The 18,797-nt window shown below is 61.9% G+C and carries 19 protein-coding genes; 10 read left to right on the forward strand and 9 right to left on the reverse strand.

The window, feature by feature from the left end; genetic code table 11:
* Positions 1 to 233: 233 nt before the first annotated feature.
* The gene (gene ffh, locus CQ041_RS17985; protein WP_003193965.1) at positions 234 to 1,610 is read right to left on the reverse strand and encodes a signal recognition particle protein; all 1,377 of its coding nucleotides are present in this window, start codon (positions 1,608 to 1,610) and stop codon (positions 234 to 236) included.
* Positions 1,611 to 1,844: 234 nt separating this feature from the next.
* Between ffh and CQ041_RS17990 the strand changes: the two genes are divergently transcribed.
* The 3 genes from CQ041_RS17990 (at position 1,845) to CQ041_RS18000 (ending at position 5,487) form a co-directional block, all read left to right on the forward strand.
* Positions 1,845 to 2,657, forward strand: coding sequence for an inner membrane protein YpjD (locus CQ041_RS17990; RefSeq protein WP_105523846.1), 813 nt, complete (start codon positions 1,845 to 1,847; stop codon positions 2,655 to 2,657).
* A gap of 12 nt (positions 2,658 to 2,669) precedes the next feature.
* Positions 2,670 to 3,908 (forward strand): transporter associated domain-containing protein, encoded by a 1,239-nt coding sequence (locus CQ041_RS17995; RefSeq protein WP_105523847.1) that lies wholly within the window; start codon positions 2,670 to 2,672, stop codon positions 3,906 to 3,908.
* 265 nt (positions 3,909 to 4,173) lie between these two features.
* Positions 4,174 to 5,487, forward strand: a complete 1,314-nt coding sequence (locus CQ041_RS18000) for an MFS transporter (protein ID WP_105523848.1) — start codon at positions 4,174 to 4,176, stop codon at positions 5,485 to 5,487.
* Between the two features lie 109 nt (positions 5,488 to 5,596).
* Here the strand turns inward: CQ041_RS18000 and purT are convergent, their stop codons facing one another.
* The 5 genes from purT to CQ041_RS18025 all read right to left on the reverse strand — a co-directional run bounded on the left by purT (position 5,597) and on the right by CQ041_RS18025 (position 8,856).
* A complete protein-coding gene (purT, locus tag CQ041_RS18005; RefSeq protein ID WP_105523849.1) occupies positions 5,597 to 6,778 on the reverse strand; it encodes a formate-dependent phosphoribosylglycinamide formyltransferase in 1,182 nt (393 codons plus the stop codon).
* 69 nt (positions 6,779 to 6,847) lie between these two features.
* Positions 6,848 to 7,315 carry a VUT family protein gene (locus CQ041_RS18010; RefSeq protein WP_105523850.1) on the reverse strand — a complete coding sequence of 156 codons (468 nt, stop codon included), beginning with the start codon at positions 7,313 to 7,315 and terminating at the stop codon, positions 6,848 to 6,850.
* A gap of 163 nt (positions 7,316 to 7,478) precedes the next feature.
* Positions 7,479 to 7,694 (reverse strand): DUF1289 domain-containing protein, encoded by a 216-nt coding sequence (locus CQ041_RS18015; RefSeq protein WP_105523851.1) that lies wholly within the window; start codon positions 7,692 to 7,694, stop codon positions 7,479 to 7,481.
* Positions 7,691 to 8,215 carry a gamma carbonic anhydrase family protein gene (locus CQ041_RS18020; RefSeq protein ID WP_105523852.1) on the reverse strand — a complete coding sequence of 175 codons (525 nt, stop codon included), beginning with the start codon at positions 8,213 to 8,215 and terminating at the stop codon, positions 7,691 to 7,693. The genes CQ041_RS18015 and CQ041_RS18020 overlap by 4 nt, the downstream gene beginning before the upstream one ends.
* Positions 8,216 to 8,253: 38 nt before the next feature.
* On the reverse strand, positions 8,254 to 8,856 hold the full coding sequence (locus tag CQ041_RS18025) for a CoA pyrophosphatase (protein WP_105523853.1): 603 nt from the start codon (positions 8,854 to 8,856) through the stop codon (positions 8,254 to 8,256).
* Between the two features lie 146 nt (positions 8,857 to 9,002).
* Between CQ041_RS18025 and CQ041_RS18030 the strand changes: the two genes are divergently transcribed.
* The 7 genes from CQ041_RS18030 to nagE all read left to right on the forward strand — a co-directional run bounded on the left by CQ041_RS18030 (position 9,003) and on the right by nagE (position 17,515).
* Positions 9,003 to 9,551, forward strand: coding sequence for an NUDIX hydrolase (locus CQ041_RS18030; RefSeq protein ID WP_105523854.1), 549 nt, complete (start codon positions 9,003 to 9,005; stop codon positions 9,549 to 9,551).
* 37 nt (positions 9,552 to 9,588) lie between these two features.
* Positions 9,589 to 10,092, forward strand: coding sequence for a murein L,D-transpeptidase family protein (locus CQ041_RS18035; RefSeq protein WP_105523855.1), 504 nt, complete (start codon positions 9,589 to 9,591; stop codon positions 10,090 to 10,092).
* A 263-nt stretch (positions 10,093 to 10,355) separates the two neighbouring features.
* Positions 10,356 to 11,114, forward strand: coding sequence for a GntR family transcriptional regulator (locus CQ041_RS18040; RefSeq protein WP_105523856.1), 759 nt, complete (start codon positions 10,356 to 10,358; stop codon positions 11,112 to 11,114).
* Between the two features lie 10 nt (positions 11,115 to 11,124).
* Entirely contained in the window at positions 11,125 to 12,231 is a 1,107-nt protein-coding gene (nagA, locus tag CQ041_RS18045) for an N-acetylglucosamine-6-phosphate deacetylase (protein ID WP_105523857.1), read from the forward strand.
* A complete protein-coding gene (locus tag CQ041_RS18050) occupies positions 12,212 to 13,234 on the forward strand; it encodes an SIS domain-containing protein (RefSeq protein WP_105523858.1) in 1,023 nt (340 codons plus the stop codon). Before nagA ends, CQ041_RS18050 begins: the two co-directional genes overlap by 20 nt.
* Before the next feature lie 36 nt (positions 13,235 to 13,270).
* Positions 13,271 to 15,781, forward strand: a complete 2,511-nt coding sequence (gene ptsP, locus CQ041_RS18055) for a phosphoenolpyruvate--protein phosphotransferase (RefSeq protein WP_105523907.1) — start codon at positions 13,271 to 13,273, stop codon at positions 15,779 to 15,781.
* Between the two features lie 27 nt (positions 15,782 to 15,808).
* Positions 15,809 to 17,515 (forward strand): N-acetylglucosamine-specific PTS transporter subunit IIBC, encoded by a 1,707-nt coding sequence (gene nagE, locus CQ041_RS18060; RefSeq protein WP_105523859.1) that lies wholly within the window; start codon positions 15,809 to 15,811, stop codon positions 17,513 to 17,515.
* A 71-nt stretch (positions 17,516 to 17,586) separates the two neighbouring features.
* Here nagE and CQ041_RS18065 read toward each other — a convergent pair whose 3' ends face one another.
* The 3 genes from CQ041_RS18065 to CQ041_RS18075 all read right to left on the reverse strand — a co-directional run bounded on the left by CQ041_RS18065 (position 17,587) and on the right by CQ041_RS18075 (position 18,795).
* Positions 17,587 to 17,874, reverse strand: coding sequence for a HigA family addiction module antitoxin (locus tag CQ041_RS18065; protein ID WP_105523860.1), 288 nt, complete (start codon positions 17,872 to 17,874; stop codon positions 17,587 to 17,589).
* A gap of 14 nt (positions 17,875 to 17,888) precedes the next feature.
* A complete protein-coding gene (locus CQ041_RS18070) occupies positions 17,889 to 18,167 on the reverse strand; it encodes a type II toxin-antitoxin system RelE/ParE family toxin (protein WP_105523861.1) in 279 nt (92 codons plus the stop codon).
* 316 nt (positions 18,168 to 18,483) lie between these two features.
* Positions 18,484 to 18,795: an NGG1p interacting factor NIF3 gene (locus CQ041_RS18075; protein ID WP_105523862.1), complete on the reverse strand. Its 312-nt coding sequence runs from the start codon at positions 18,793 to 18,795 to the stop codon at positions 18,484 to 18,486.
* Positions 18,796 to 18,797: the final 2 nt, after the last annotated feature.

Below are 18,797 nucleotides of genomic sequence, written 5' to 3' on the forward strand. Positions count from 1 at the left end.
AGTCGGTGCTGCAAATCTAAATGCACAGCGGGCATAGGTGCCCGAAAGGCCGCATATTCTAAGGAATATCCGGACTTTTGCAAATGTCTTTTTCTGGCGCCTATCGGCGTGCCATTCAGATCTGCTATAGAGCCGTCGGTCAAAACGGCAAGTCAGCTCCCGCTAACCGCGGGTTTGCTGGAGATCCCACATCCCTGTGGGTCGGAGCAAAAGCAGGCTTTTGCTCGAATTCTTTACATCTTTGGCATGCCGCCGCCGGGCAACATACCGCCCATGCCGCGCATCATCTTGGCCATGCCGCCCTTGGCGGAGAATTTCTTCATCATCTTCTGCATCTGCTTGTGCTGCTTGATCAAGCGACCGATGTCCTGCACCTGAGTGCCGGAGCCCATGGCGATCCGACGCTTGCGCGAACCGCTGATCAGCTCAGGGTCGCGGCGCTCGGCCGGGGTCATGGAGTTGATGATGGCTTCCATCTGCTTGAACTGCTTCTCTGCCGCGCCTTGGGCATTGCCCATCTGCGCCAGGTTCACACCGCCGATGTTCGGCAGCTTGTCCATCAGGCCGCCGAGGCCGCCCATGTTCTTCATCTGTTGCAGCTGGTCGCGGAAGTCTTCGAGGTCGAAGCCCTTGCCCTTCTTCAGCTTTTTGGCCAGCTTGTCGGCCTTGTCCTTGTCGAGCGTGGCTTCGGCCTGCTCGATCAGGCTGAGCACGTCGCCCATGCCGAGGATGCGTGAAGCGATACGCTCAGGGTGGAACGGCTCGAGCGCTTCGCTCTTCTCGCCCATACCGATGAACTTGATCGGCTTGCCAGTGATGGCACGTACCGACAGCGCGGCACCGCCACGGGCGTCGCCGTCGACCTTGGTGAGGATCACGCCGGTCAGCGGCAGTGCATCACCAAAGGCCTTGGCGGTGTTGGCCGCATCCTGGCCGGTCATGGCGTCGACCACGAACAGCGTCTCGACCGGGTTGATCGCGGCATGCAGCGCCTTGATCTCGCCCATCATCTCTTCATCGATGTGCAGGCGACCGGCGGTATCGACAATCACCACGTCGATGAACTTCAGCTTGGCTTCTTTGATAGCCGCGTTGGCGATATCGACCGGCTTCTGGCTCAGGTCGGACGGGAAGAAGGTCACGCCCACTTCGCCCGCGAGCATTTCCAGCTGCTTGATCGCCGCCGGACGGTAGACGTCGGCCGACACCACCATCACGGATTTCTTCTTGCGTTCTTTAAGGAAGCGCGCCAGCTTGCCGGCGGTGGTGGTCTTGCCCGCACCTTGCAGACCGGCCATCAGCACGACGGCCGGTGGCACGGCGCTGAGGTTCAGGTCTTCGTTGGCCGCGCCCATCAGGCTTTCGAGTTCGGCCTGGACGATTTTCACGAACGCCTGGCCCGGCGTCAGGCTGCGGGACACTTCGGTGCCCACTGCGCGCTCTTTGACCGAGTTGACGAAGTCCTTCACCACGGGCAAGGCCACGTCGGCTTCCAGCAACGCCATGCGCACTTCGCGCAGGGTGTCTTTGATATTGTCCTCGGTCAGCTTGGCCTTGCCGGTTACATGGCGCAGCGTCTGCGAGAGACGGTCAGTCAAGTTTTCAAACATGCGCGATCCTTTCAGGCCCTATTCATCTATATGCAATGGTAGACCGAGGTAATGGCAGCCCAGGCTGTGGTAAATCGCTATTAAAAACAGCGCTCGGCGAGCCTGCGGCCTGGGCAGGTCGCGGATTATAGCGAAGACTGTCGCCATGCACACCCGCTGTCTGGCCTGAGAGTCTTTCGTGTTACGCGGGGGTATGCCAAACTCAGCGGCTTTCGGGCTTGCCTAACAGGATTTATGCTCCCTTTGTCACCCAGTTTGCTACCCAGCCTCGCCGCCGCCCTTCTGTATGCCGCTGCGACTCTCTATCAGGGCACTCGTCTGGCCCAAGGCACCAAGGCGGACAAACGCCTGCTGGTCGGCCTTGGCGTCCTTGCCCTGCTGGCTCATGCTGCCAGCCTGTTCACCCATTTGATGACCCCCATCGGCCTGGGCCTGGATTTTTTCAGCGCCGCCAGCCTGATTGCGGCCGCGGTGATCGCGCTGACCCTGATGGCCTGCTACCGGATTCCGGTCGAGAACCTGCTGGTGCTGTTGTTCCCGCTGGGAATGCTGACGGTCGTGCTCGCGCAATTTGCGCCCACGGGTACCGTACAAGTCATTGATGAAGAGCCCGGCATTCTTGCCCACATCCTGTTGTCGATCCTGGCCTACGGCATGTTCACCATCGCAGTGTTCCAGTCCCTACTGCTGCTATTGCAAGACCATCAGCTCAAGCACAAGCATCCCTCCGGGCTGATCAAGAACTTCCCGCCCCTGCAAACCATGGAAAGCCTGCTGTTCGGCTTCCTCTGGGCCGGCTGGACGCTGCTCTCGCTGTCGCTGATCTCGGGCTGGCTGTTCGTCGAAAACCTGTTTGCCCAGCACCTGGTGCACAAGACCTTGCTGGCGTGCCTGGCCTGGGTGGTGTTCAGCGTGTTGCTGTGGGGCCGCAACCGCCTCGGCTGGCGCGGGCACAAGGCAATACGCTGGACCCTCGCCGGGTTCTGCCTGCTGATGCTGGCCTATTTCGGCAGCAAGCTGGTTCGCGAATACATCCTGCACATCTGACGAGCGGCGATCATGGACAACCTGCCCCTGGAGCCGATGCTCGCTGTAGTCTTCCTGCTGGTCCTGTGGGCCGGACTGTTTACCGCCATCGAAGCTGCCCAACAACACCTGCTGGCCCTGCGCCCCGGCACGCGCCAGGGCGACAAAGCGGCAGCACGCCTCAATTTTCCACGCCACAGCCTGATCCTGTGCAACAGCCTGTGCCGCGCCGCCGTGGTGATCCTGTGCACGTTGCTGGCGATCTATGCCTGGGCAGAGAACGGTCCCTGGCTCGGTTGGCTGATCTCCTGCGCCATCCTGCTGACCCTCGCCGATTATTTGCCTCGCGCCCTCGCCGTCCGCTATCCGCAAGCGGTGCTGGGCTTTGGCAATACGTTGCTGGGCGTGCCGCTGAAAATCCTCTACCCCCTGGCCTGGCTGCTCAATGGCATCAGCCTGCTGTTGTTGCGCCCGTTTGCACGCAAGTCCGGCATCGTCAAGAAAAGCGACGAACCGCTGCCCGACCATGACGACGAGCCAGAGCCCGAAGCCGACGAAAGCCGCACCCCCGGCATGCCCGGCATCCACGCCCTGGACAACATTACCGTCAATGACATCCTGGTGCCCCGCAGCGAAGTGGATGGCATCAACCTGGATGACCCCATCGAAGCGATCATCGAGCAACTGCGCACCTCCCAACGCACGCGCCTGCCGGTGTTCCACAGCGACATCAACCAGGTCCAGGCCGTTCTCAACACCCGCCAGATCCAGCACCTGCTGCCCGATGCCAGCCTGACCAAAGACACGTTGCTCGCCGCCTGCCACGAACCCTATTTCGTCCCGGAAAGCACTCCACTGCAGCTGCAACTGCTGAACTTCCACAAGCAGCAGCGGCGCCTGGGCATGGTGGTGGATGAGTACGGCGAGGTGCTCGGGATCGTGACCCTAGAAGACATCCTCGAAGAAATCGTCGGAGAGTTCGAAAGCGAGCAGAGCGCGGACAACCCGCACATCGAAGCCCAGCCGGACGGCCGCTACATCATCGACGGCGCCGCTTCGATCCGCGAGCTGAACAAGAGCCTGAACTGGCACCTGCCCAGCGACGGCCCCAAGACCCTCAACGGCCTGGTGACCGAAGCACTGGAAACCATCCCGGATTGCGCGGTGTGCCTGAAAATCGGGCGCTACCGCCTGGAAATCCTCGAGACCGAGGACAACCGGGTGAGCAAGGTGCTGATCTGGCACACCAGCAGAACGCCCGTCACCCTATAAGCAACTGGCGAAAAACATTCTCCATGTGGCAGCGGCGTGTCAGCACACTTGTTGTATGTCCAAACCCCTTCCTATAATCCCTGCGGCTTACCAGAGCCCCGCCCGTTCGCGTGCTACCCGCACAGACAGCGTCCAGGCACCGCTTCACCGTGTCTGACCGGTGTTCGCTCCCATCCCGAGCGGCCCCGCGCACAACCCTGATCCATGGGTGTTCGACCAATAATAATCCGCGTCCAAACGCGCAACGACTGCCAGGGATACCCTCATGAGCACCACCTATAACGAGGCCGCCCCCGCCGCCGCCCCGACCAACTCGACCGCCCGGGTTGCCACCGCGAGCATCGTCGGCACCGCCATCGAGTTCTACGACTTCTACATCTATGCCACCGCCGCTGCACTGGTGATTGGCCCGGTGTTCTTCCCACAGACCTCCGGCACCGCGCAAATGCTGGCATCGTTCCTGACCTTCGGTATCGCCTTTATTGCGCGCCCGCTGGGCTCCGCGCTGTTTGGCCACTTTGGTGACCGCATCGGGCGCAAATCCACTTTGGTCGCCTCGCTGCTGCTGATGGGGGTGTGCACCACCTTGATCGGCTTGCTGCCCGGCTACGACAGCATTGGGGCCTGGGCGCCGATCCTCTTGTGTGTACTGCGCTTCGGCCAGGGCCTGGGCCTCGGCGGGGAATGGGGCGGTGCTGCGCTGCTGGCCACCGAGAACGCGCCAAAAGGCAAACGCGGCTGGTTCGGCATGTTCCCTCAACTGGGCCCGTCGATTGGCTTCCTGGCCGCCAACGGCCTGTTCCTGATCCTGGCCATGAGCCTGAGCGACGAGCAGTTCCGCAGCTGGGGCTGGCGCATTCCGTTCATCCTCAGCGCCGCGCTGGTGATGGTGGGCTTGTATGCGCGATTGAAGCTGCATGAAACCCCGGTGTTTGCCAATGCGGTCGCCAAGGAAGCCCCGGTCAAGGTGCCGTTGGTGGAGCTGTTCAGCCAGCATTGGCTGCCGGTGCTGCTGGGCGCCGCATCGATGGTGGTGTGCTACGCGCTGTTCTACATCACCACCGCGTTTTCCCTGAGCTACGGCGTGTCGACCCTGGGTTACACCCGCGAGACCTTCCTGGCCCTGCTGTGCTTTGCCGTGCTGTTCATGGGCCTGGCCACGCCTCTGGCGGCCTTGGCCAGTGATCGCTACGGGCGCAAGCCGGTGCTGATCGTCGGCGCCATCCTGGCGATCCTGTCGGGTTTTACCATGGAGCCGCTGCTGACCCACGGGTCGACCTGGGCCGTGGCGCTGTTCCTGGCGCTGGAGCTGTTCTTGATGGGCGTGACCTTCGCGCCGATGGGCGCCATGCTGCCGGAATTGTTCCCGACCCGCGTGCGTTATACCGGTGCTTCGGCGGCGTATAACCTGGGTGGGATCGTCGGCGCTTCGGCAGCACCGTTCTTCGCGACCAAACTGGTGGCGATGGGTGGGCTGAGTTATGTCGGCGGGTATGTGTCGGCGGCAGCGTTGCTCAGCTTGATTGCTGTGCTGTGCCTGAAAGAGACGCGTAACAATGATTTGAATCGCGTCGACTAAGAGATCGAATCACCTGTAGGAGCGGGCTTGCTCGCGAAAAAAGGTACATCCGACGCCGCAATGCGCCTGGAATACCTTCGCGAGCTAGCTCGCTCCTACAGGGTTTGCCTTACAGCTCTACGACAACGGCCTTCGACGCACGGGTAGCCTTGGCCCGCGCCGCTTCAATCGACTCATCCCGCGCCAACGCCACGCCCATCCGACGCTGACCATTCACTTCTGGCTTGCCAAACAGGCGCAACGCCGTGTCCGGTTCGCTCAAGGCGGCACCGAGGTTGGCAAACGCCGTCTGGGTCGACTGCCCTTCCACCAGAATCACCGCCGAAGCCGAAGGCCCGAACTGACGGATCAACGGGATCGGCAGGCCGAGAATCGCACGAGCGTGCAGGGCAAACTGCGACAGGTCCTGGGAAATCAGGGTCACCAAGCCGGTGTCATGCGGGCGCGGCGAGACTTCGCTGAACCACACCTGATCACCCTTGATGAACAATTCCACGCCAAACAGGCCGCGACCACCCAGGGCCTCGGTCACCGCCTTGGCTACGCGCTCGGATTCCGCCAGGGCAACCGGGCTCATGGCCTGTGGCTGCCAGGATTCCTGGTAGTCGCCCTTTTCCTGACGGTGACCGACCGGCGCACAGAACGTGGTGCCACCGACGTGGCGCACGGTCAGCAGGGTGATTTCGTAGTCGAAGTCGATAAAGCCTTCGATGATCACCCGGCCTTTGCCGGCACGCCCGCCTTCCTGAGCGTAGTCCCAGGCCTTCTGTACATCGTCAGCGCTGCGCAGCAGGCTCTGGCCCTTGCCCGACGAACTCATCACCGGCTTGACCACGCACGGGAAGCCCAGGTCCTGGACGGCCTTGCTGTAGTCTTCAAAGGTATCGGCGAAATGGTACGGCGAGGTCGGCAGGTCCAGCTCTTCGGCGGCCAGGCGGCGAATGCCTTCGCGGTTCATGGTCAGCGAAGTGGCGCGCGCGGTCGGGATCACAGTGAAGCCTTCGGCTTCCAGTTCAACCAGGGTGGCGGTGGCGATGGCTTCGATTTCCGGCACGATGAAGTGCGGTTTCTCGGCCTCGATCACTGCACGCAGGGCCGCGCCATCGAGCATGTTGATCACGTGGCTACGGTGCGCAACCTGCATGGCAGGGGCGTTGGCGTAGCGATCCACGGCAATCACTTCAACGCCCAGGCGTTGCAGTTCGATTACCACTTCCTTGCCCAGCTCACCGCAGCCACACAGCAAAACGCGGGTCGCGGTTGGCGACAATGGAGTTCCGATTCGGGTCATCTCAGGTCCTCAGGGGAGCGGATCGTTGGGAGAAAGGCCGGCATTTTACATGAACTGTAAAAATTGGCCTTAGTTGGCGACGGCGCGCCGGCGGATACGCCAGGCCATGATCAGCCACACAGCGGTGACCCCGGCAAATTTCGAGGCCAGTGCAGTCCCTACCACCGCCGGCGTCAGCGCGCCGATCAGGCCGAAAAAGATAAACGTATCGAGGGGAATGCTCAGCGCCGAACTTATCCACAGGCGATCGTGGAGCGGGCGCTTGGTGATGCTGAACACCAGCCAGTCGATGCACTCGGACACCGCGAACGCGGTGGCGCTGGCCAGGGCGATGGACGGGTCGGAGGTGATATACGACAGCACCAGCGCAGCCAGCATGGCAACGATCGCGCCGTGGCCGAAACGGGTTTGCACCATGTCGCGCAGAATGAAGACCAGGCCACCCCAGGCGGACCAGATGACATCCAAGTGCGGGGCGGTGGAAAAGGCGAAGTTGATCAGCACGACGCTGCTGATATAGGCGATCAGGAAGAGCATGGGGAGCGGACCTGTGAACAAGGGGCACAGGGTACTTCACATTTGGAAATATGTCGTCTGGGATGGCCCTATCGGGGGCAAGCCCCCTCCCACAGGTAACCGCGTTTAATCTGTAGGAATGCGGTCAAAATGTGGGAGGGGGCTTGCCCCCGATAGCGGCGGTTCAGGCACCGGATTTGCCGGGCACCATCCACACCAACCCACTCGCTTTCGCCCGCTCATGGCACAACCCCAGCACCACCCGGCGCTCGGCATTGTCCATGCGCCCCCAGCGCGTGATCTCATCCACCGTGCGCTGGCAACCGGTACAGATATCGTCATCGTCCAACGCGCAAATACTCACGCACGGCGAGGCAACGGGGCGCTCGACCGGGTTCATTCTTCCTGCTCAGCCAGGTCACGCGCATAACGCTGTGCGTTATGCACATAGTGCGCGGCGCTCGCTTCGAGCATCTTCTTCTGCGCGTCCGTCAGCTCGCGCACCACCTTGCCCGGTGAGCCCATCACCAGCGAGCCATCGGGAATTTCCTTGCCTTCACCGATCAGCGAATTGGCGCCGATGATGCAATGCTTGCCGATCTTCGCGCCGTTGAGGATCACCGCGTTGATACCAATGAGGCTGTAATCATCCACCGTGCAACCATGCAGCATGGCGTTGTGGCCGATGGTCACGCCGGTGCCCAGCGTCAGCGGGTAGCCCATATCGGTGTGCATCACGCTGCCGTCCTGCACGTTGCTGTTCTTGCCGATCAGGATCAGTTCGTTGTCGCCGCGCAACACCGCGTTGAACCAGACGTTGGCGCCCTCCTCCAGCTTGACCTTGCCCACCAGCGTGGCATTGGGCGCCACCCAACTCTGTGGATGGGTCTCTACACGGGCGTCGCCCAGGCGGTATTTCATGGAAAGTCCTCACGGCATGCCATTCAAACGATGGCTTTTTAGATATTGATGAAGCTCTTGGGTGGCTGGTGCAGGCTGATCTGGGCGTCGTCATAGAGCAGATTGATCAGCTCGACAATCATGATCGCCGTCAGCCCCCAGATTTTGTATTCACCAAAGCGGTAACTGGGTACGTACCAGCTGCGGCCCTGGTAATCGATCCTGTGGGTATGTTCGCGCGGGTCCTGTCGGAAGAAATCCAGGGGCACGCTGAAAACGGCGGCAATCTCGGCGTCGTTGGCCAGGTATTCGACGTAATCGGGGATTATTCCCACGTAAGGCGTGACACGGATGCCATGCAGGGAAATCAGCGGACTCAACGGGCCAATCACTTCTACCAGGCCGGGGGGCAGGCCGATTTCTTCTTCGGCTTCGCGCAGGGCGGTAAAAATCAGGTCCGGGTCTTCGGGATCGCGGCGTCCGCCAGGAAAGGCCACTTCGCCACCATGGGTCGACAGGCCGCTGGCGCGCAGGGTCAGGATCAGCTCAGGTTCGTCACTGCGGGTAATCGGCACCAGCACCGCAGCCTCGGGGAAACGCCCGTCGGTTTCCAGGGTGTGAGGGGTGTGGTTGCTTACCCGGCGAAGTAGCTCGTCCAGCATGAGTCATCTCGGTCTGTTGGCTACCTTGCATCATGCACCAAAGCGTGCGGCCGCCCAACCCCAAAACCCCGCCCGCGTCGCTAAACGACAACTTGCAGCGCCCTGCCGGCCACGCCAAGATAGGCGCACTTTCCAGGAAACCCAGCATGAATTTCTGCAGCCAGTGCGGTAAACCGGTTACCCAACGCATTCCCGAAGGCGACGGCCGCCTGCGTTTTGCGTGTGATCACTGCTCGACCATTCACTATCAGAACCCCAACATCGTCGCCGGCACCGTGCCGGTGTGGGGCGATAAAGTGCTGCTGTGCCGCCGCGCCATCGAACCGCGCCTGGGTTACTGGACACTGCCCGCAGGCTTCATGGAGAACGGCGAGACCGTCGAACAGGCCGCCGCCCGCGAAACCCTCGAAGAAGCCTGCGCCCGCGTGCGCGACCTGAGCATCTACACCCTGATCGACGTGCCGCACATCAACCAGGTGCACATTTTCTACCGCGCCGAACTGGTGGACCTGGACTTTGCCGCCGGCCCCGAAAGCCTGGAAGTGCAACTGTTCGACGAAGCCGACATCCCTTGGTCCGAGCTGGCTTTCCGCACGGTGGGGCGTACCTTAGAATACTTTTTCGCTGACCGGCGGCAGCAGTCGTTCCCGGTGCGCAGCGAGGCCGTACCGCCAATGGGCAAGCCCGCCCCATAACAATCCGGCAGATGGCCTTCAAAGGGATACCGTTTCAATGCGTTGGTTGCTCGCTCTTATCTGCCTGTCGTTCGCTGCCCTGTCATCGGCCTCCACCGTGGAGACCCTCGGCGGCAAGACCGTCGAGAAAGTCCTGGTGCTCAAGTCCGCCCATCAACTGCAGTTGATCAACGACGGCAAGGCGTTCAAGACCTACCGTATTTCCCTGGGCAAGAACCCCAAGGGCCACAAGCTGATCGAAGGCGACCGTCGCACGCCAGAGGGCCTCTATTGGATCGACTGGCGCAAGACCAGCGACCGCTTCAACCTGGCCATGCACATTTCCTACCCCAATATCAGCGATGCCGCACGCGCTCGCCGCGAAGGCGTGAAGCCCGGCAGCATGATCATGATTCACGGCACCCCCGACACCGAGGACTACCCGGAACAGTGGTTCCACACCCTGGACTGGACCGACGGCTGCATCGGCATGCGCAACGTCGACATGCGCGAAGTGTGGACCCTGGTCAAGGACGGCACCCTCATCGAGATTCGTCCGTAATCGCGTGCCGTTCGTAAAATAATTCGAAAAATTTTCCTGCCCTGCACCACGCCCGCCGGTGAATACCAGTTCACCGCGCCGGGCTGCGCTGTTCTGCGCCCCGTAAAGACCTCTCTAATACCACTTGATCACACCCCCGATTCTGTCGCTATGAAACCCCGGCTCGCACCGTTTTCGTTGCATTGACATGGTATCTAAGTGGTATTAATTTCCGGCCAATACCGGGCGACAACACTCCAATAACCGCATCGGACACCTGACCAATGAACCCCATCCTGGGCCTGCGCCCCGACGACAAACAATCCACGCCGCTGTACCTGCAATTGGCGCGCAAGCTGGAAGCCGCGATTCATGCCGGCCAGTGGACCTCCGAACAGGCACTGCCCTCCGAGCGCGTGCTCAGCGAGCAGTTGAGCATTTCGCGCGTCACCGCTCGCAAGGCGCTGGAAGTGTTGTTCGCCCAAGGCCTGATCCGCCGCAATCAAGGCTCCGGCACCTATATTTCGCCACGCCTGGAACAGCCGCTGTCACGCCTGTCAGGCTTTAGCGAGATGCTGCGGCTCAAGGGTTTTGTGCCCAGCTCCCAGTGGCTGGAGCGTGAACTGACACAGCCGACCCACGAAGAGATGATCCGCCTGGCGCTGTCGCCTGCCGACAAAGTCGCGCGCCTCAAGCGTTTGCGTAAGGCCGATGACACCGTCATGGCAATTGAAATGACCACCCTGCCCGCCTCGGTGCTGCCGCATCCACACGCCATTGGCAATTCCTTGTACGAATACCTGGAAAGCATCGGCAGACCGGTGGTGCGTGCCCTGCAGCATATCCAGGCGATCAACGCCTCCGACGAGTTCGCCAAGCTGGTCGGCATTGCCCCCGGCACCGCCATGCTGCTCATGACCCGGGTCGGCTATACCGCCGACAACACGCCGATCGAAATCACCGACACCTACTGCCGCAACGACTACTACGACTTCGTCGCAGAGCTGCGCCGCCACGACTATTCCGCTGAACTGCGACTCTAGAGAACTGCCCATGTCCGAAGACAACATCCTCACGCCCAGCGGCTGGATTCGCGGCCGCCTGGTGCACGAGCACGGCAAAGTGATCACCATCGAAGGCGTGCCCTGCGACCCGTCGGAAAACGAATTGCCCTACCTGCTGCCAGGCTTTATCGACCTGCATGTGCACGGCGGTGGCGGCAAGGACATCATGGAAGGTGCCAGTGCCTTCGACACCATCACCCGCACCCACGTGCGGTTTGGCACCACCTCGCTGCTGGCCACCACCATGACCGCACCGGTGGACGAAATCTCCAGCGTGCTCGGCCAACTCGGCACATTTTGCGAGCAACGCCCGACAGGCAGCGCCCGCGTACTCGGCGTGCACCTGGAAGGCCCCTACATCAATCCCGGCAAACTCGGCGCCCAACCCAACTTCGCCCACACCGCGTTGATGGCCGAAGTGGAAGCCTACCTGCGCCTGGCGCCGATCCGCGTCATCACCATCGCGCCGGAAATTGCCGGCCATGACGCGTTGATCCGCGCCCTCAGTGCCCGTGGCGTGCGCATGCAGATCGGCCACACCCTGGGCAGCTACGAAGAAGGCGTCGCCGCCCTCGCCGCCGGCGCTACCAGTTTCACCCACTTGTACAACGCCATGAGCCCGCTGCATCACCGTGAGCCGGGAATCGTCGGCGCCGCCCTGGCCCACGCCAAATACGCCGAATTGATCCCGGACCTGCTCCACGTTCACCCCGGCGCCATGCGCGTGGCCCTGCGCGCTATCCCATGCCTGTACTGCGTCACTGATTCCACAGCCGCCGCCGGCATGCCCGATGGCGAATACAAGTTGGGTAGCCACACCGTGACCAAATGCCTGGGCGGCGTGCGCCTGGCCGACGGCACCCTGGCCGGCAGCACCCTGACCATGGACCAGGCACTGCGCAACCTGGTGAAGATCGGCCTGCCCATCAGCGAAGCCTCACAACGCCTGTCGCAATTTCCTGCGGACTACCTGGGCCTGGAAGAACGCGGTCGCCTGCAACCTGGCAGCTTTGCCGACTGCGTGCGCCTGGACCGCTCCCTGACACTCACCGACGTAATGGTCGAAGGAGAAACCATTGACTTCAAAAATGCTTGAAGAGGCCCTGGCCTCCTGCGACGCCGTCGCGGCCCAACTGCAACGCCTCGACCCGCTGCTGGAAGAGGTCGCCGGCCGTCTGCGCCGCCAGCCGCCGCAAGTGGCGATGACCATCGCCCGTGGCAGCTCGGACCATGCCGCCAGCTACTTCGCCTACCTGGCGATGCAACATGTAGGCATCCCGGTGGCGTCGTTGCCGATGTCGGTGGTGACCTTGTTGCAGGCGCCGATGAAAGTCAGCGGCCAGGTAGCGTTCGGCTTCTCCCAGTCGGGGCAGAGCCCCGACCTGGTCAACAGCCTGCGCCTGCTGCGTAAACGCGGTGCGCTGAGCATCTCCTTGGTCAACGCCGAAGACTCGCCGCTGGAAGCCGCGTGCGAATTCCACGTGCCGCTGTGCGCCGGGCCTGAACTCAGTGTGGCCGCGACCAAAAGCTTTATCGCCACCCTTAGCGCCAGCGCACAACTGGTGGGCCACTGGCATCAGGAAACCGAGCTGCTGCACGCCTGCAAAGCGTTGCCAGAGGACCTGCGCGCCGCCGCCAAGCAAGACTGGAGCCACGCGATTGAAGCCCTGCGCAGCTGTCAGCAACTGATGGTGATTGGCCGTGGCGCCGGCTTTGCCATTGCCCAGGAAGCCGCGCTCAAGCTCAAGGAAACCTCGGCGATCCAGGCCGAAGCGTTCAGCAGCGCCGAAGTGCGCCACGGCCCAATGGCCTTGATCGGCGCCGACTACCCGCTGCTGGTTTTCGCCCCACGCGGTGCCGAACAGGCCGGCCTGTTGAGCCTGGCTGCCGACATGCGCCAGCGCGGCGCCCGCGTGTTGCTGGCGGCGCCGGACGATATCGCCGAACGCGACCTGACCCTGAGTCGCGCCGAACACCCGAGCCTGGACCCGATCCTGGCGATCCAAAGCTTCTACGTGATGGCCGCCGGCCTGGCGGTCGCCCGGGGCATGGACCCGGACCAACCGCGCCACCTGAGCAAAGTCACCCGCACTCATTGAGTCGGTTGCCGCGTTTTCCTGATGAGTACCGTGCCCATGTCCTACAACAATAAAGAACTAACCCTCTGCGCCCCGTTAAGCGGGCCGGTGCTGACGCTGGGCCACGTTCCCGATGAAGTGTTCGCCAGTGGCGCCATGGGTGACGGCATTGCCATCGACCCACTGAACGATTGCCTGCACGCGCCCTGCGACGGCGTGATCATCCACGTCGCCCGCACCGGGCATGCGCTGACCATTCGTGCTGACAACGGCGCCGACGTGTTGATGCATGTAGGCATCGATACGGTAGAGCTGGAGGGCGAAGGGTTTGCCTTGCTGGTGAAGGACGGGGCACGCGTCAGCCAGGGGCAGGCGCTGGTGCAGTTTGACCTGGACCGCATTGCACGGCAGTGCAAGAGCCTGGTCAGCTTGATCATTCTGACCAACGGCGAGCACTTTGAGCTTCGGCCCGTGGCAGGAAATAGCGTCAAGGTCGGTGAGCCATTGCTGCAAATCGTCGCGCGTTCGGCGGCGGCAGTCCAGGCGCCTGTGGATAACTCGGTCGGCGAAGTCAGCGCCAAGGTACGCATCACCCATCGCGGCGGCTTGCATGCACGTCCAGCAGCATTGGTACGCAAGGCGGCGCAGGCGTTCAGCAGTCAGGCTCACCTGCACGTCGGCGACAAGTCGGCGCCGTGTGACAGCCTGATCGGCCTGATGGGCCTGGGTATCGGCGAAGGCGATGAGGTGCGCGTGACCTGTCGTGGCAAGGATTCGGCGGCGGCGTTGCAGGCGTTGGTCGCTGCGCTGTCGGCCACGGTCAAGGACGAACACCCCGCACCCGCCATCGTCGCGCCACGCCGAGTGAGTACCGAAGTCGGCGTGTTGCAAGGCGTGTGCGCAGCACCGGGCCTGGTGTGTGGCCCATTGATGCGCATGACCGGTATCGAACTGCCAGCGGACACCGGCAAGCACGTCGCCGACGAGCAACTGCAACGACTCGACACCGCTCTGGAGCAGGTGCGCAGTGAGATCCGCAGCACCTTGAATCACGCACGCCAGCGCAAGAACACAGAGGAAGAAGACATCTTTGCCGCCCACCTCGCGCTGCTGGAAGACCCGACCCTGCTCGACGCGGCCACCCATGCCATCGACCACGGCAGTGCCGCCACCCATGCGTGGCGCGACGCGATCCAGGCCCAGTGCGCGGTGTTGCTGGCGTTGGGCAAGCCGCTGTTCGCCGAGCGCGCCAATGATTTGCGTGACCTGCAACAACGGGTGCTGCGTGCGCTGTTGGGTGAAACCTGGCACTTCGAGTTGCCGCCCGGAGCGATTGTCAGCGCCCATGAATTGACCCCCTCGGACCTGCTGCAACTGAGTGCGCAACAGGCCATCGGTATCTGCATGGCCGAAGGCGGCGCCACCTCCCACGTTGCCATTTTGGCCCGTGGAAAGGGCCTGCCCTGTGTGGTGGCGCTGGGCAGTGAAGTGCTCGACGTGCCCCAGGGCCAGCGCGTAGTGCTGGATGCCGGCAATGGCCGCCTGGAACTGGCGCCCAGTGAAGCGCGGCATGCCGAAGTGCACCAGATTCGTGATGCACAGAAACTGCGGCGCCAGCAGCAACAAGCCCAGGCGCAACTGCCTGCGTGCACCACGGACGGCGTGAGCATCGAAGTCGCCGCCAACGTTGCCTCCAGCGCGGAGGCCCAGGAGGCGTTTGACAACGGTGCCGATGGCGTCGGCCTGCTGCGCACTGAATTCCTGTTCGTCGACCGCCGCACCGCGCCGGACGAGCACGAGCAACGCCAAGCCTATCAAGCTGTGCTGGATGCGATGGGCGACAAATCGGTGATCATCCGTACCATCGATGTGGGGGGCGACAAGCAGCTCGACTACCTGCCCCTGCCGGTCGAAGCCAACCCCGTATTGGGTTTGCGCGGGATTCGCATGGCCCAGGTGCGCCCTGAGCTGCTCGACCAGCAACTGCGTGCGCTGCTGCAAGTCTCACCGCTGGGGCGCTGCCGCATCCTGTTGCCGATGGTCAGCGAAGTGGACGAACTGCTGCAGATTCGCCAGCGTCTGGATGAGTTGTGCGCAGAACTTGAGTTGAAACAACGTCCCGAACTGGGGGTGATGATCGAAGTCCCCGCTGCGGCGCTGATGGCTGAACAGCTTGCGCTGTATGCAGACTTCCTCTCCATCGGCACCAACGATCTGTCCCAATACACCCTGGCCATGGACCGCGACCACGCCGGCCTCGCCGCGCGGGTCGATGCGCTGCACCCGGCGCTGCTGCGGCTGATCGCCCAGACCTGCGCAGGGGCCGCCAAGCACGGCCGCTGGGTCGGGGTGTGCGGCGCCCTCGCCTCCGACCCGCTGGCCACACCGGTATTGATCGGCCTGGGCGTCAGCGAATTGTCGGTGAGCCCGCCGCAGATTGGCGAAATCAAGGACCGCGTCCGCCACCTGGACGCGGCGCAATGCCGGCAACGCAGCCTTGGCCTGCTCGACCTGAGCAGCGCCCAAGCCGTTCGCCAAGCCTGTCAACACCATTGGCCGTTGAGCTGACAACAACAAGAAAAAAGGAGACTCGCCATGTACCAACATTTTATCGAGGGCCTGCAACGCCTCGGCCGTGCGCTGATGCTGCCCATCGCAATCCTGCCGATCGCCGGCTTGCTGTTGCGCTTGGGCGACACCGATCTATTGAACATCGCGGTCATGCACGACGCCGGGCAGGCGATTTTCGCCAACCTGGCGCTGATCTTCGCCATCGGCATTGCCGTGGGGTTTGCCCGCGACAACAACGGCACCGCCGGGCTGGCCGGGGCGATTGGTTACCTGGTGATGATTTCCACGCTCAAGGTGATGGACACCACCATCAACATGGGCATGCTCGCCGGTATCGCCAGCGGCCTGATGGCAGGCGCGCTGTATAACCGCTTCAAGGACATCAAGCTGCCGGAATACCTGGCGTTCTTTGGTGGGCGTCGGTTTGTGCCGATCGTCACCGGGTTCTCGGCGGTTGGGCTGGGGGTGGTGTTTGGTTTGATCTGGCCGCCGATCCAGCATGGCATCAACAGTTTTGGCGTGTTGCTGATGGAAAGCGGCAGCCTGGGCGCCTTTGTATTTGGCGTGTTCAACCGCTTGCTGATCGTCACCGGCCTGCACCACATCCTCAACAATATGGCGTGGTTCGTGTTCGGCAGCTTTACCGACCCGGTGACCGGCGCAGTGGTGACGGGTGACCTGACGCGCTACTTCGCGGGCGACCCGAAAGGCGGCCAGTTCATGACCGGCATGTTCCCGGTGATGCTGTTCGGCCTGCCGGCGGCGTGTTTGGCGATGTACCGCAACGCGTTGCCGGAACGCCGTAAAGTCATGGGCGGGATTTTCCTGTCAATGGCGCTGACCTCGTTCTTGACCGGGGTGACCGAGCCGATCGAGTTTGCATTCATGTTCCTGGCGCCGTTCCTCTATCTGTTGCACGCCTTGCTGACAGGCCTGTCGATGGCGGTTACCAACCTGCTGAATATCCACCTCGGGTTCACCTTCTCCGGTGGGTTTATCGACATGGTGCTGGGTTGGGGCAAGTCCACCAATGGGTGGCTGGTGGTGCCGGTTGGGTTGGCGTACTCGGTGATCTACTACACGGTGTTCAGCTACTGCATCCGTCGGTTCAACCTGAAGACGCCGGGGCGTGAAGATATTCAGGTGGCGCAGGCTGAGGTGATGACTGACAACCAGCGGGCCACGGCGTACATCCAGGCATTGGGCGGTGCACAGAATTTGCTGAGCGTCGGCGCCTGCACCACGCGTCTGCGGCTGGACATGGTTGATCGCAACAAGGCGGTGGATGCGCAGCTCAAAGCACTGGGCGCCATGGCCGTGGTTCGGCCGGGGAACGGCGGTAGTCTGCAGGTGGTGGTCGGGCCGATGGCCGATAGCATTGCTGATGAGATTCGCTTGGCCATGCCTGCGTTTGTTGCCAGTGCACCGGTGACGGTTGCGCCTGTGGACAAGCCGGTGGCGGTCAATGTGCAGGAGGCCGAGAAGTGGCTGAATGCCTTGGGTGGCCGTGGGAATGTGCGCCAGCTTGAAGCCGTGGCGATGACCCGGTTGCGGGTGGAATTGGGGGATGATTCGGTGTTGTCTGAAGCTGACCTGAGTGCGCTGGGTTGCCAGGGTGTGAGCCAATTGGACAGCGGTGTCTGGCACTTGTTGATTGGTGACAAGGCCAGCGGATTGGGTGAGGCGCTGGAGCGGTTGGTCAGTGGCCGTGAAGTAGGCGTCAGGGTGTAAATCATCACTGCTTGGACTGGCCTCATCGCAGGCAACAAAAACCCGGCCTAAGCCGGGTTCTTTAACCTCGCTCACTCAACCCGAGCAAACCGCTCAATCACAGGCTGCTCTCGATGCTCTGCCTGCCAAAGGTCATAGCTGCTCTGCATTGAAAGCCACATCTGGGCCTTACTGATGCCTGCACGCTCAAGCCGTACAGCCAGATCCGGGCTTACCGGCGCATGCCCATGAAGAATCCTTGAAAAGGTTTCCCGCGCGAAACCCAGGCGTCGAGCCACTTCAGTGATCGACATTCCCAGACCGGGAATGACATCCTCAAGCAATATTTCTCCTGGGTGAGGAGGATTGTGCATACCCATAAACAAATCCCTTCTCAGTGGTAATCGAGATAGTCGACCATCTCGACTTGATCGTCCAACATTCGAAAAATGATGCGCCAGTTGCCACTGATGCTCACCGACCAATAGTCAACCAGATCACCTTTCAAGCGATGGAAGCGCCAGCCTGGCAACTCCAGATCGCTCCAGTGACTCGCATTGTCTAGAATCAGCAAAACACGACGTAGGCGATTTACATGGTTCGCATTGATTCCTTTCGTTGAGCCCGTTTCATAAAAAACCCGAAAGCCTTTATGTCTCCAACTCACGATCACAGCGCGATTGTGATGTGATACATCACGCCCTGCAATAGCCGCGTATCAGTTCTGGTCGTCGGATTCATAACATTCCACCACTGAGAAAATACAAAGCAGGGAGGCTAGGGAGATGGGTTCCGAGGGACAACCTGAAAGGTTTGTAGGAAAGGTCTGTGACACCTGTCCCAACGCCATCGCGGGCAAGCGCCCACATTGGAAGGTGTTTACACATCAAATGTGGGAGCTGGCTTGCCTGCGATGAGGCCCTTGCAGCCAACAAAAAACCCGCTGGCCAAACTGGCCCAGCGGGTTTCTTGTTTTTGCAGCGCACGAATCAAAAATCCGCCAACTGCCATACCTCATACGCCGGTGTCTCATACGGGTGGCTCAGCTTGAGCGCGGCCACAACCGCCACGATCAATTCATCCGCCACCACCAGTTCAACCTTCCACTCTTCAACCACTTCAACCTGGCCCACCTGCCCGATAAACGGTGTACTTCCGTCCAACGCGCGAAATTGGCCCTGGCCCAGCACTTGCCAGGCGCAGCTGTCGTAGTCGCCGATACGCCCGCCGCCGGCGTCGAAGACGGCGGTTTTCACCGTCTCCACGTGGCTGTCGGGCACAAAGAAGGCGAGCTTGAACACCG

The organism is Pseudomonas sp. MYb60, assembly GCF_002979555.1.
GTDB lineage: Bacteria > Pseudomonadota > Gammaproteobacteria > Pseudomonadales > Pseudomonadaceae > Aquipseudomonas.